This window comes from Glycomyces tenuis DSM 44171 (genome assembly GCF_000427885.1).
Lineage (GTDB): Bacteria > Actinomycetota > Actinomycetes > Mycobacteriales > Micromonosporaceae > Glycomyces > Glycomyces tenuis.
The window spans coordinates 259,495-272,499 of record NZ_ATYW01000002.1; the positions used below are offsets into that span (position 1 = coordinate 259,495).

Below are 13,005 nucleotides of genomic sequence, written 5' to 3' on the forward strand. Positions count from 1 at the left end.
CGTATCCCGGGCTACGCTGCGCCTATGCACGCCCTGCAACCGGCGCCACAGCGTGGTCTGGTCATCGCGAACCCGAAGGCTTCGAGCACTTCTCGGCGCCGGCTCAAACGCGTGGTGAAGAAGCTCGAGGAGGCCCTCGACGTGACGGTCTGGAAGACCCACGCCCGCGGGCACGCCGAGGAGCTCGCGCGGCGGGGGGCCGAAGAGGGCTTCGCGGTGGTGTTGAGCCTCGGCGGCGACGGCACGGTCAACGAGGTGGTGAACGGCCTGCTCGCCGACGGCCGCAGCGCCGCCGAGGCGCCGATCTTCGTCCCCATCCCGGGCGGGTCCACCAATGTCTTCGCCAGGGCCCTGGGGCTGCCCTGGGACCGCCGCAAGGCCGTCAAGGAGATCGTGGAGGCGCTGAAGACCCGCGAGCCCCGGACGGTGAGCCTCGGGCGTGTCGTCGACGACAAGGAGGACCGCCTGTTCACCTTCTGCGCGGGCCTCGGCTGGGACGCCTCGGTCATCAAGCGGGTCGAGTCGTACCGCGGCCGCGGCCGCAACATCGGGGCGCATTACGCCAGGGCCGTCATGGCCGAGGTGAACGAGCACGGCGTGGAAGGCGATCTGATGGAGGTCGAGCTGTCCTCCGGGGAGGTCGACTCCTCGACGGGCATGGTCGTGGTCCAGAACTGCGCGCCGTGGACCTATCTGGGCACCCTTCCGGTGAATCTCAACGCGCGGGCGTCCTTTAATGCTGGACTTGACGTCCTGGTTCTGCGTAAACTTGGGCTGTCGGCCGCAGCCCGAACCGCCGCCTCACTCCTGGTGGGCCGGGAAGGTCCGGACGGTAAGCACGCGATCACGCATCACGATCTCTCATGGATTCGTCTGCGAGCGTCGCTCCCGCAGGCGTTCCAGCTCGACGGGGATTATCTCGGAGAGCGCACGGAACTCGAATTGACTTCGGTTCCCGGAGCATTGCGGGTGGCCTGCTAACAACTTGGGAAAACCTGAGCGTGGGTGTTGACAACTCGACCCGGAGCGGGCAAGGTTGATTTCGCCGCCTTACAAGGTAGCGTGAGACTTCACAAACGAATATTGTATTTTCGGTGCGTTTTGACCGGGCATTGGATGAGTATCTTTGCCGAGTACTCGGTGTTGGCGGCACTTGCGAGCCATAACTTCGTCCAGTCTGAGTACCAGTGTGTCAAACCGGTTCGACTCGCTGTCATCGACCCCCCAGCCAAGGCGAGGCCTGTAGGCCGAGCGTCGGAGCTGAGCGGAGTGATGGGAGCCGCGCCGGGGATCCGCGGTAGGGATCCCGGCGGTGTGCGGAAGGTGGAACGAGGCCGACTCGTGGCTCACGAGTCCGCCATGAGCGGATCTTCGTCGAGGTAGCGCGGTGAGTTCACTCACTTAGAGCTGATTTCCGGAGTCGAACCTCTTGACAAATCCAATCCTTGTGAAAGTATTCACAAGGTAGTCGGGTCAGATTGCGGGCCGTCGATTGTCGACCGGCCGACCCAGTGCACCGGCGGATGCTCTCCATGCGTGCCCAGGCGCAGCAATGACGCTGATGCCATGAGAGCGACCGCATACTCGCGGTGACAACGGTTCCCCTTGTCGGGATCCCGGCACTCACCGCGAAGGGTCGGCGAGATCGCGCACGTGGATGCGACCGTCCCCAGTGCATTGCCGAAAGGGATTGCGCGCGACGGCGATCGAACCGCATTTCGCCCGAACCGCAAGCCAGATATAACACCGTGTAAGCAAACGCTTTAAGTTCAGCAAGGAGAAGTTTTGATGGATTGGCGCCACGAGGCCATTTGCCGCGACGAGGACCCCGAACTGTTCTTCCCGATCGGGGACACCGGCCCGGCATTGACGCAGATCGAGCAGGCCAAGAACGTCTGTCGGCGCTGCCCGGTGACCGAGGAGTGCCTGCGGTGGGCGCTCGAGACCGGTCAGGACGCCGGCGTATGGGGTGGCATGAGCGAGCTGGAGCGGCGCGAACTCAAGCGCCGTTCGGGGGCCCTGCGACCGCTGGTCGCCCAGGCCGGCTAGCGCCGCGCCGCCCGGCTCGCATCCCTTGAAACCAAGCCACTCCTCGAATTGAACACGGCAAGAGCTCGATGGGCCCGGCGCAGCCGGGCCCATCGAGCGTCCGCAAGCAGATGATTCGCCTCGAACGGGTCGAATGTCGATTCCGGGGCGGTTCGGCGGGGGACGTGCGGTGGGGGCGGTTCAGCGGATTCGGTGGGCCTCGGTCTCGGCGTCGGCCTCGGACGAGGGCCGCTGCTGGCGGATCCGGATCGTCGACATCGCGCCCTCGGACTCCGACTCGACCTCGTCGGTCAGGGCCCTGAGCACCTGCCACTGGTAGGTCCCCGGGTCGGGAAGCGGATCGCCCTTCGGGCGGCTGAGCACGATCTGGAGGATCTCGGCGCCCACCTCCAGGCGGCAGTGCAGCGAATCCTCGCCGACGCGCCTGCGGAACGGCCGGGGGCGGGCCGATTCGGGCAGCAGCAGAGTCACGGCGGCATTGACCGCGGCCCGAAGGTCCTCGATCTCGTCGAGCGAGAAGCCGAGACGGGTCGCCACCGCCGCCGTGGCGGTGGGCAGCACCGACAGATAATCGCCCGTCGCGGGGACATCGAGCAGCAGCACGTCTTCGCGTTCTTCGCTCACCGGCATCGCCGCTCCCTGTGACGTTGTGCAGACCACGTGGTCTCCCTCCAGGTGCAAAGAATAATGGGAGGCTCCCACGAACGGGGACCGCCCCGTCCGATTGGCCTCTTCGGCTCACCTTCCGCTGCCCCGCGGCGAGCGGCGCGAACCGCGCCCGCTGCCGAACCTGCTCCGCCCGCGGCAGGTGCTCCGGCAACGGCGGCAGCCGACCCGCGCCCCTCCAAGGGGCGGCGCGGGCGGTCGGCAGCGCTTCCCGCGAGCCGGGCGGCGTAGGCCGGTTCTGCCGCGCGGCGTTCGGGCCGGCCGCGGGCGGCCGGGTGCTCGTGATGGACGCGGCCCGGTCGCGTCCAGACTGACGACCGGTTCTTCATCGGCTGCGCCTCCCGCACCGGCCCCGCCACGCGGCCACCGGAGACGGCGAAGCGCCCGTCCTTCCCGGTGGTGTCCGGGACGGACGGGCGCCGTGCCGTGTCGGACCGGCTCGGCCGGTCTCCATATAGCAGTGTGCGCTGCGGCGCTCTACTTCTTGGTCTCCCAGAAGATCTCGGCGATCTGGTCGATCTTCGCCAGCAGCTCCTCGGCCACCTTCGGGTCGGTGCTCGCCTTGGAGCCACCGCCGCCGCCGGCGAGCTTCGTCGCCTCGTTGACCAGCGTGTGCAGCTGCGGGTACTTCTCGAAGTGCGGCGGCTTGAAGTAGTCCGTCCACAGCACCCAGAGGTGTTCCTTCACCAGCTGGGCCCGCTGCTCCTTGATGATGAGCGCGCGAGTGCGGAACTCAGGGTCGTCGCTTGCCTGGTACTTCTCGCAGATCGCCTTGACCGACTCCGCTTCAATGCGGGCCTGGGCCGGGTCGTAGACCCCGCACGGCAGGTCGCAGTGAGCCGAAGCCGAGATCTGCGGCAGCAGCCGCTTGAACAGAGGCTTCAACATTGCCCCTCCAGCTTCTTTCCAGTGGGTGTGATTCCAACGCCGACCCTACCTCTCGTAAGGCCGATTCCGTGGGTACCCCTACAGTTAGAGACACAACACAAATCGCTCGAATAACCATGATGGACAGCGTGTTCGCAGCCCGAGCCGCAGCCGTGTCAAGACGGAGGTCAATCACCGATGCTCGCCGCCTACGCCCGCAATGTGAACCCCGACGACCCGTTCTCGGCGCTCTCGGTCGGTGAGACGGAGCCTCCCGAAGTTCCCGACGACTGGACGCGAATCGAGCTCACCGCGGCCTCGATCAACCACCACGACCTGTGGTCCCTCGCCGGCGTCGGCCTCCGCGCCGAGCAGTGCCCGATGATCCTCGGCACCGACGCCGTCGGCACCACCGCCGACGGCGAAGAGGTCGTCGTCTATCCCGTCATCGCCGATCCCTCCCTCGAGGACGAGACCCTCGATCCGAAGCGGACCCTCCTGTCGGAGTATTACCCCGGCACGCTCGCCCGAACCGTCGCCGTCCCGGCCCGCAACCTCGTGCCAAAGCCGAAGGGCTGGAGCTCCGCCGAGGCCGCCTGCCTGCCCACCGCCTACCTGACCGCCTGGCGGATGCTCACCACCCGCGGCCGCCTCCCGGCCGAGGGCGCGGTCCTCGTCCAGGGCACCGGCGGCGGCGTCGCCAGCGCCGCGATCGTCCTGGCGAAGGCCATGGGCGCCCGCGTCTACGCCACCGGCCGCCAGGCCGAGCGCCGCGAGAGGGCCGCCGCGATCGGCGCCGAGGCCGTCGAGCCGGGCGGGCGGCTGCCCGAGCGCGTCGACGTCGTCGTCGACTCCGTCGGCGAGCCGGTCATGGAGCACTCGATCAAGTCCCTCAAACCGGGCGGACGCCTGGTCACCTGCGGCGTCACCGGCGGCCACTCGCCGCGGGTCGACCTGCGGCACGTGTTCTTCAAGCAGCTGGAGATCGTCGGCTCGACCATGGGCACCAGGGACGAACTGGCCGAGCTCATCGCGTTCTGCGAGGAACGGGACGTGCGGCCCGTCATCGACTCGAGCCACCCGCTCTCGGACGCCGGGGCGGCGCTGCGGCGCCTGGCCTCGGGCGAGGCCTTCGGGAAGGTCGTGGTCACCGCCTCGTGAGGGTGAGCCGCGCCGATCGGCGGCTCGCGGGCTTCGCTCCCGGCGCACCCGTGCACGGTTCGCCGTGCTCGCCCTGGATTTTCTGATCGGTTTCCCCGCCGACGGGCCCGCCAGAGCCCACCCTGTAGGGAGGTCGGGCCCGCGGTCCGGGACGTCCGAGGGGGAGGGCGATCATGTCAGTTGCAGGACGGCTGAAAGACGGGATGAAGTCCGGCGCCGGGAGCGCGTGGACGGCCGCGAAGCGGGTCGCGGTCAAGGTCGCGATCGCGGCGGCGATCGTCGCGCTCGTCGTGGCGGTGATGGACCGCGGCGAGGGCACGGCCTCAGAGCCGGACGAGTCGCGGGCCGCGCTGCACGAGGGGCGCGCGCCCGAGGCGCAGGCGGCGATCCTCTCGGCCGAGCAGGCCCATGAGCAGGCGATGCTGTGCCGCTACGAGGTGAAGGCGACCTTCGGCGTCTCGATCTTCACCGACACGCAGATGAGCGCCAACCGCCTGGTGCGGCTCTACAACGGCGAGGAGCTCTCCGGTTCGTGCTTCACCGTCGAGGGCGGCGACACGATCGGGTGCGCGGGCCTGTCGTGGGAGAACCGGTGGATCAGGGTCGCCTCGGGGACCTCGGTGGGCTGGAGCCCGGTCTCGTGCTTCGAGCGGGTCGGCATGTTCTGAGACGGCGAAAGGCGGGACGGGGAACCCCCGCCCCGCCTCCTGGAACGGGTCAGCGGCTGAGGCCGACGCCCGCGACGCCCTTCACGATCTGCTTCTGGAAGAGCATGAACACGATGAGCAGCGGCAGCGCGCCGAGGATGGCGGCGGCCATGTTCTGGGCGTAGAGCAGGCCGTACCCTCCGGCGACGACGCCGAGCCCGACGGGCAGGGTCATGATCGAGGGGTCGTTGCCGACCAGCAGCGGCCACAGGAAGTTGTTCCACGAGCCGATGAAGGTGAAGATGCCGACGGCGGCCAGGATGGGACCGGACAGCGGCAGGATGACGCTCCACAGGACGCGCAGGTGGTTCGCGCCGTCGAGCCTGGCGGCCTCTTCGTAATCGCGCGGGATGGCGTCGAAGAAGCGTTTGAGGATGAAGATCATCACCGGGGCGACGACCTGCGGCAGCGCCAGGCCCCAGTACGTGTCGACCATCCTCAGGGCGCTGACGACGTCGAACAGCGGAATGATCAGCGCCTGCGGCGGGACCATGATCCCGGCCAGGATCACGCCGTAGATGACCTTCTTGCCCGGGAAGTCCAGGCGCGAGAAGCCGTAGGCGGCCAGGACGCACAGCGCCAGGGTCAGGACGGTGACGATCGTGGAGACCACGGTGGAGTTGATCATCCAGGTGAGGTGGTCGCCGCGTTCGAACAGGACCCGGTAGCCCTCGATGGACCAGTCCTCGGGGATCCAGTGGATCGGCTGCCCGAGGCTCGCCTCGGTCTCGGTCTTGAACGAGGTCGACAGGGCCCACAGGAACGGCACGAGCCACAGCAGGGCCAGGAAGAAGGAGGCGAAGTAGACCAGGGCGCCGCCGACGGTGATCCGCCCGCGCCTCCTGGTGATGGTGCGGGGTTTGCTCTCGGAGGCCGGTGGCCTCTCCTGCACGGTGGTCACGTCAGTCCTCCTTCCTTGACAGCAGTCGGAACTGGACGAGGGCGACGACGAGGATGAAGACGAACAGGATGTACGACAGCGCCGAGGCGTAGCCGACCCGCAGGCCGGTGAAGCCGGCGTTGTAGATGTACTGGATGGCGACGTGCTCGGGCGAGAGGTTCATGCCGCCGCCGGCCATCAGGTAGTACTGGTCGAAGATCCGCAGCGAGGCGATGAGCTGGAGCGTGATGACCAGCGCGGTGGTGCGGCCCAGCAGCGGCAGCGTGATGCCCCACAGCTTCTGGAAGCCGTTCGCGCCGTCGATGTCGGCCGCCTCGTAGACCTCGCCCGGGATGGTCTGGAGCGCGGCCAGGTAGAGCAGGAAGTTGAAGCCCATGGTCCACCACACGGTGGTGGCCACGATCGGGCCCATCGAGTCCTCTTGGAAGATCCAGAGGCGGTCGCCGCCCAGGCCCCATTCGCCGAGGTAGTGGTTGATGAGGCCGCCGTCGGGCTGGTACATCCAGATCCAGATCATGGTCACCACGGAGACCGGGATGACGAACGGTGCGAAGAACGACAGGCGCAGGAACCAGCCCATCTTGCGGGCCCGGTGCGCCAGGAGGGCGAACGCGAGGCCGAGGATCACCAGCGGCGGGGTGCTCAGGATCGTGAACCACGCGGTGTTCCACAGCGAGTCCCAGGCGGCGGCGTCGCCGAACGCCTCCGACCAGTTGGCGAGGCCGATCCATTCGACGGGGCGGCCGGTGAGGCTCTTGTCGGTGAAGGAGTAGTAGAGGCCGAGGAGCATCGGCCACACCATGAAGACGGCGTAGACGGCGGTGAACGGCAGGACGAACCAAAGGCCGAGCCATGACCGGCGTTTGGGCGCGCGCGAGGCGGTCTGGGCCGGCGGCGGAGCCGCCGGAGGCGCCGCCGCGGGCGTCTCGGTGTCAGTAGTCATCAGAGTGGACCTCGTGAATCGATTCAGTCGACCGGGTTGGGCAGGTCGACCAGTGTCTGCGCCTGCGTCTTGATGGTGTCGAGCGCCTGCTCGGGGGTGGTCGCCCCCGAGTACACGCCGACCAGGGTCTGCGCCACGTCGACCGCCAGCCGGGCGGCGGAGCCGGAGAACCAGACGTCGGGGTCGAACTGGACGTTCTCGACGACCCCGGAGTACTCGGCGTTGGGCTGCAGCGACTGGTACTCCTCGCTCTCGGTCACCGGCAGGTAGGCCGGGGTGTGACCGGCGCCGGCGCCCCATTCGAAGCTGTGCTGGAGCATCCAGGAGATGTACTCGACCGTGGCGGCGCGGACCTCCTCGTCCCAGGCGTTGTGCCTGGGCAGGGCGTAGGAGTGGCAGTCGCCCTGGGTGCGGCGGTTGCCGAAGAAGTCGGGCATCTCGGTTATGGAGAAGTCCAGGCCCTGGGCCTCGTCGAAGGCCCGGAAGCGGGTGATCTCCCAGTTGCCGACCTGGACCAGTCCGCCGGCGCCGTTCTCGAAGTTCGCGGCGCACTGGGCGCCGTCGGCGATGCGCGGGCACAGGCCCTCGTCGGCCATGCGCCACATGGTCTCGATGGCGACGAGCGCCTTGTCGTCGTCGAGCTCGTAGCCGTCCTCGTGGAAGATCCACTCGCCGTCCTGCTGGCGGTACCAGGCCCAGAACTGGCGCCAGCCGGCGTTGGTGTCGAGGGAGGTGCCGTACTCGCCGGTGACGTCCTTGACGGCCCGCAGCAGGTCGAAGTACTCCTCGACGCCGTGGGTCTCCAGGAGGGTCCCGTCGGGGTTGAGGACGCCGGCCTGCTCGCAGATGGTGCGGTTGTAGAAGTTCACCAGCGCGTGGGTGTCGATCGGGACCGCGTAGAGCCGGTCGTCGGCGAAACACCGCTCCCAGATCGAGGAGGGGAAGTCCTCGGGGTTGAGCCCGGCGTCGGTGAGCTCGTCGAGGCCGATGGAGTCGAGGAGCGTGTCGGGGGACAGGCTGCCCAGCCGCGAGAGGTGGATGGTGGCGACGTCGGCGGCGTTGCCGCCGGAGGCGCCCATGACCAGCTTGGTGTAGAACGGCGTGCCCCAGGCGAAGGTGGTGGCCTGGAGTCCGATGCCGGTCTCGGCCGTGAACTGATCGTGCATGGAGGTCATGATCGCGCCGTCGGAGCCGGCCAGCAGGTTCCACTGCTTCACGGTGGTCTCGCCGCTGAACGCCTCGGACGCGGAGCCGCATCCGGCCAGTCCGAGCCCGGCCGCGGCCGTCGCCCCTGTGAGGAGCCCCCTCCGGGTGACCGCGCCCGGGGGAGGGGGATTGTTCGTCATATTCGCATCACTCCAATGTGACGTGTCGGTACCGAGGTCGCCACCCGCGGGCGTGACCATGGCAACATTGTTACCGTTCACGCGTCCGTCAGTCAAGAGTGTCGATGAATATGTATTTCGATTCGTGATGCAAAGGGGGGACGATGTGGTCGAAGCGTCGCAATGCGATGAGGGGAGGTCCGAAGACCTCCCCTCATCGCGAACGTTCCGCGCGCCTCTTACGGACGCGGCACGGCCACGTCGATGAGCGCCTGCTGCTCGACCTCGTGGACCTTCGGCGAACCGGTCGAGGGCGCCGCGGCCGCCGGCCGGGAGATGCGCCTCAGGTGCACCCCGCCCAGCTCCTCGAGCAGGTTGAGCGCGATGAACGACCAGGCGCCCTGGTTCGCCGGCTCCTCCTGCACCCACGCGATGTCCTCGGCCGAGGCGAGCGAGCCGAGCGCGCTGCGCAGCTCCTCGACCGGCAGCGGGTAGAGCTGCTCGACGCGCAGGATCGCGGTGTCGGTGACGCCGCGCTCGTCCCTGGCCGCGGCCAGGTCGTAGTACACCTTGCCCGAGCACAGCAGGACCTTGCGCACGTCCTCGGACCGGATCCGGCCCTCGGCGATCGCCGGGTCGGGCATGACCGGCTGGAAGCGGCCGCCCGTGAACTCGTCGAGGTGGCTGACGGCCGCCTTGTGCCGCAGCAGCGACTTCGGCGTGAACACCACCAGCGGCTTCTTCACCGGGTCCAGCGCCTGGCGGCGCAGCAGGTGGAAGTAGTTGGCCGGGCTGGTCGAGTTCGCGATGCGCATGTTCTCGTCGGCGCACAGCTGCAGGAACCGCTCGATGCGCCCCGAGGTGTGGTCGGGCCCGGCGCCCTCGTGGCCGTGCGGCAGCAGCAGCGTCAGGCCCGAGTGCTGGCCCCACTTGGCCTCGCCCGAGGAGATGAACTCGTCGGTGATGGTCTGGGCGCCGTCGACGAAGTCGCCGAACTGGGCCTCCCAGAGCACGAGCATCCCCGGGTTCTCCACCGAGTAGCCGTACTCGAAGCCCATCGCGGCGAACTCCGAGAGCAGCGAGTCGTAGACGAAGAACCGCTCGGTGTGCTCGCCCAGGTGCGCCAGCGGAGTGTACTCGCGGCCGGTCTCCTGGTCGATGACGACGGCGTGCCGCTGCACGAAGGTGCCGCGCCTGGAGTCCTGGCCGGCCAGGCGGACGGCCTTCTCCTGCATCAGCAGCGAACCGAAGGCGAGGGTCTCGGCGAAGGCCCAGTCGATGTTGCCCGAAGTGGACATCTCGCTGCGCTTCTCCAGCACCCTGCGGACCGCCTTGTGCGGCTTGAAGCCCTCGGGGAGCATGGTGTGCGCCTTGCCGATCATCGCGATGGTCTCGGCGTCGACGGAGGTGTCGATGTCGGCCACCGGCTCGGGCTGGTGGCGCCACGGCATCGGGCCGGTCTGCCCGGCCAGGGCCTCCTTCGTCTCGCGGAAGACCCGCTCCAGCTGCGACTGGTAGTCGGCGAGCGCCTCCTCGGCGTCCTCCATCGTGATGTCGCCGCGGCCGATGAGCGCGCGCGTGTAGAGCTTGCGGACCGACTGCTTGGCGTCGATGACCTGGTACATCTGCGGGTTGGTCATCTTCGGGTCGTCGCCCTCGTTGTGGCCGCGGCGCCGGTAGCAGACCATGTCGATGACGACGTCCTTGCGGAACTGCTGGCGGTAGGCGAAGGCGAGCTTCGCGACCTCGCAGACCGCCTCCGGGTCGTCGCCGTTGACGTGGAAGATCGGCGCCTGGATCATCCGGGCCACGTCCGTGCAGTACAGGCTCGACCGCGAGTAGGCCGGGGCGGTGGTGAAGCCGACCTGGTTGTTGACCACGACGTGGACGGTGCCGCCGGTGCGGTAGCCGCGCAGCTGCGACAGGTTCAGCGTCTCGGCCACCACGCCCTGGCCGGCGAACGCGGCGTCGCCGTGGATCGCCACGGGCAGGACGGTGAAGCCGTCCTCGCCGAGGTTCAACCGGTCCTGCTTGGCGCGGACGATGCCCTCGAGCACCGGGTTGACCGCCTCGAGGTGCGAGGGGTTGGCCGTGACCGACACGGTGGTCTCGCCCTTGCCGTCGGGCGTGGTGAACTTCCCGGTCATGCCCAGGTGGTACTTGACGTCGCCGGAGCCGCCGATGCTCTTGGGGTCGATGTGCCCCTCGAACTCGGTGAAGATCTTCGAGAGCTTCTTGCCGACGATGTTGGCCAGCACGTTCAGCCGCCCGCGGTGGGGCATGCCGATGACGACCTCGTCGAGCTCGGCGTCGGCCGCCGAGTGCAGCACCTGGTCGAGCATCGGGATGAGCGACTCGCCGCCTTCGAGGCTGAAGCGCTTCTGGCCGACGAACTTGGTCTGGAGGAAGGTCTCGAACGCCTCGGCGGCGTTGAGGCGGCCGAGGATGTGCTTCTGCTCCTCGATCTTCGGCTTCTCGAACGGCACCTCGATGCGCCGCTGGAGCCAGGCCCGCTCCTCGGGGTCCTGGATGTGCATGTACTCCACGCCGATGCGGCGGCAGTAGGAGTCGCGCAGGACGCCGAGGATGTCGCGCAGCTTCATGCGCTGCTGGCCGGCGAAGCCGCCGACCGGGAAGGTCCGGTCCAGGTCCCACAGCGTCAGCCCGTGCGAGAGCACGTCGAGGTCCGGGTGGTGGCGGATCTCGTAGTGCAGCGGGTTGGTGTCGGCCATGAGGTGGCCGCGGACGCGGTAGGCGTGGATGAGCTCGATGACGCGGGCGGTCTTGTCGATCTGGCCCTCGTGGGTCTTGGCGACGTCCCTGACCCAGCGCACCGGCTCGTAGGGGATGAGCAGGCTGCGGAAGACCGAGTCGAAGAACTCGCCGCCGAGCAGCAGTCGGTGCAGCGTCTTGAGGAACTCGCCGGACTCCGCGCCCTGGATGATGCGGTGGTCGTACGTCGAGGTGACCGTCATGATCTTCGAGACGCCCAGGTCGGCGAGGGTCTCGTCCGAGGCCCCGGCGAACTCGGCGGGCACCTCCATGGCGCCGACGCCGACGATGAGGCCCTGGCCCTTCATCAGCCGCGGCACCGAGTGGACGGTGCCGATGCCGCCGGGGTTGGTCAGCGTCAGCGTCGCGCCGGCGTGGTCCTCCATGGTGAGCTTGCCGTTGCGCGCCTTGCGGACGAGGTCCTCATAGGCGTGCCAGAACTCGCGGAAGTCCATGGTCTCGGTGCCCTTGATCGAGGGCACCACCAGGGTGCGCGAGCCGTCGGGCTTCGCGAGGTCGATCGCCAGGCCGAGGTTGATGTGCTCGGGGGTGACCAGCTGCGGCTTGCCGTCGACGACCTTGTAGGAGGCGTTCATGCTCGGGTGGGCCTTGACCGCCTGCACGAGCGCGTAGCCGATCAGGTGCGTGAAGGAGACCTTGCCGCCCTGGCTGCGCTTGAGGTGGTTGTTGATGACCACGCGGTTGTCGAACAGCAGCTTCGCGGGGACGGCGCGCACCGAGGTCGCCGTCGGGATCTCCAGCGACGCCTCCATGTTCTGCGCGACCTTGGCCGCGACTCCCTTGAGCGGTTTCGCCGCGGAGCCGGGCATTGCGGTGGAGTCGGACTCGTTCACGGCGGGGCTTGCCTTCCCGGACGGTTCGGTGGGGGAGACGGGCTGCGGCTCTGGTGAGGTGCGGCTCGCGGGCGCGGCTGTGGAGGACTCGGTCTCGGCGTCCGGCTTGGGGACCACCTTGGGCTTCTCCGCCGCCCGCTCGGCGCGCGGCGCGGGCTTGCCCGCCGCGGTGGTCTCCGCCTCGATCTCGGTCGCCGCCTTCGCGGATGCGTCCGTCGCGGGGGTCGTCCCGCTCTGGCCGTCGGCGCCTCCGGTGCCCACCGGATCGCCGCCGAAGAATTCGCGCCACCCGGCGCTGACGCTGTCGGGATTTTCGCGGTAACGCTCGTACATCTCGTTGACCAGCCACTCATTGGCTCCGAAATCGGTCAACGGACCGCTCTGGGTCGAACTCGACACAGCTGAATCGCCTCTTCTTTGCAGACGCTGCGTGGATGGGAGACAGCAGTCCCCCGGTCAAGGGTAACCGTGGGGCCGGAAATATGTAGTACCGGTAACGCTGTTGCGGGGCCGGTCACTCGCCAGGGTGGCGCCCGCGAGTCGTGGCCCACGTCGAGCGTCCGGACCGCTCGAAGCGGCCTGCCGGGCCGCGCGAACGCACGGCCCGCGAGCGTCGCAGTGAGGGCGGATTCACGGCCGGCGGAGGGGGGCCGGCGCACATGGGCCCGCGCCGAGCGCCGACACGACGGGGCGCCTCGCGGCCACCCCGATCCGCGGCGCACAGGCGCGGTCGCAGAGGGCTCGCTCAGCGGTCTTCGGC

Annotated in this window: 10 protein-coding genes; 4 read left to right on the forward strand and 6 right to left on the reverse strand. The window is 68.6% G+C overall.

Features of this window, described 5'->3' with window-relative positions:
* Window positions 1-24: 24 nt before the first annotated feature.
* Both YWW_RS0103815 and YWW_RS0103820 read left to right on the forward strand, forming a co-directional pair.
* Window positions 25-981: a diacylglycerol/lipid kinase family protein gene (locus tag YWW_RS0103815; protein ID WP_035697136.1), complete on the forward strand. Its 957-nt coding sequence runs from the start codon at window positions 25-27 to the stop codon at window positions 979-981.
* Window positions 982-1,788: 807 nt separating this feature from the next.
* Window positions 1,789-2,049, forward strand: a complete 261-nt coding sequence (locus YWW_RS0103820; RefSeq protein ID WP_026929057.1) for a WhiB family transcriptional regulator — start codon at window positions 1,789-1,791, stop codon at window positions 2,047-2,049.
* A 180-nt stretch (window positions 2,050-2,229) separates the two neighbouring features.
* Here YWW_RS0103820 and YWW_RS28180 read toward each other — a convergent pair whose 3' ends face one another.
* A complete protein-coding gene (locus tag YWW_RS28180) occupies window positions 2,230-2,673 on the reverse strand; it encodes an ATP-binding protein (protein WP_155829885.1) in 444 nt (147 codons plus the stop codon).
* A gap of 519 nt (window positions 2,674-3,192) precedes the next feature.
* Entirely contained in the window at window positions 3,193-3,603 is a 411-nt protein-coding gene (gene sodN / locus YWW_RS0103835) for a superoxide dismutase, Ni (protein ID WP_035697133.1), read from the reverse strand.
* 177 nt (window positions 3,604-3,780) lie between these two features.
* Here sodN and YWW_RS0103840 point away from each other — a divergent pair, with 177 nt between their 5' ends.
* Both YWW_RS0103840 and YWW_RS0103845 read left to right on the forward strand, forming a co-directional pair.
* On the forward strand, window positions 3,781-4,743 hold the full coding sequence (locus YWW_RS0103840) for a zinc-binding dehydrogenase (protein ID WP_026929058.1): 963 nt from the start codon (window positions 3,781-3,783) through the stop codon (window positions 4,741-4,743).
* A gap of 173 nt (window positions 4,744-4,916) precedes the next feature.
* Window positions 4,917-5,411 carry a hypothetical protein gene (locus tag YWW_RS0103845; RefSeq protein WP_155829887.1) on the forward strand — a complete coding sequence of 165 codons (495 nt, stop codon included), beginning with the start codon at window positions 4,917-4,919 and terminating at the stop codon, window positions 5,409-5,411.
* Window positions 5,412-5,460: 49 nt separating this feature from the next.
* Here YWW_RS0103845 and YWW_RS0103850 read toward each other — a convergent pair whose 3' ends face one another.
* The 4 genes from YWW_RS0103850 to YWW_RS0103865 form a co-directional block, all read right to left on the reverse strand.
* On the reverse strand, window positions 5,461-6,351 hold the full coding sequence (locus YWW_RS0103850) for a carbohydrate ABC transporter permease (RefSeq protein ID WP_026929060.1): 891 nt from the start codon (window positions 6,349-6,351) through the stop codon (window positions 5,461-5,463).
* Between the two features lies 1 nt (window position 6,352).
* Complete coding sequence (locus YWW_RS0103855; RefSeq protein ID WP_026929061.1) at window positions 6,353-7,294, reverse strand: carbohydrate ABC transporter permease; 942 nt, start codon at window positions 7,292-7,294, stop codon at window positions 6,353-6,355.
* A gap of 23 nt (window positions 7,295-7,317) precedes the next feature.
* On the reverse strand, window positions 7,318-8,640 hold the full coding sequence (locus tag YWW_RS0103860; RefSeq protein WP_026929062.1) for an extracellular solute-binding protein: 1,323 nt from the start codon (window positions 8,638-8,640) through the stop codon (window positions 7,318-7,320).
* Window positions 8,641-8,858: 218 nt separating this feature from the next.
* Window positions 8,859-12,668 carry a multifunctional oxoglutarate decarboxylase/oxoglutarate dehydrogenase thiamine pyrophosphate-binding subunit/dihydrolipoyllysine-residue succinyltransferase subunit gene (locus tag YWW_RS0103865; protein ID WP_026929063.1) on the reverse strand — a complete coding sequence of 1,270 codons (3,810 nt, stop codon included), beginning with the start codon at window positions 12,666-12,668 and terminating at the stop codon, window positions 8,859-8,861.
* Window positions 12,669-13,005 lie beyond the last annotated feature (337 nt).

Coding starts and splice junctions, on each gene's coding strand:
- YWW_RS0103815 (WP_035697136.1), top strand. CDS start 25: ATGCACGCCCTGCAACCGGCGCCACAGCGTGGTCTGGTCATCGCGAAC.
- YWW_RS0103820 (WP_026929057.1), top strand. CDS start 1,789: ATGGATTGGCGCCACGAGGCCATTTGCCGCGACGAGGACCCCGAACTG.
- sodN (WP_035697133.1), bottom strand. CDS start 3,603: ATGTTGAAGCCTCTGTTCAAGCGGCTGCTGCCGCAGATCTCGGCTTCG.
- YWW_RS0103840 (WP_026929058.1), top strand. CDS start 3,781: ATGCTCGCCGCCTACGCCCGCAATGTGAACCCCGACGACCCGTTCTCG.
- YWW_RS0103845 (WP_155829887.1), top strand. CDS start 4,917: ATGTCAGTTGCAGGACGGCTGAAAGACGGGATGAAGTCCGGCGCCGGG.
- YWW_RS0103855 (WP_026929061.1), bottom strand. CDS start 7,294: ATGACTACTGACACCGAGACGCCCGCGGCGGCGCCTCCGGCGGCTCCG.
- YWW_RS0103860 (WP_026929062.1), bottom strand. CDS start 8,640: ATGACGAACAATCCCCCTCCCCCGGGCGCGGTCACCCGGAGGGGGCTC.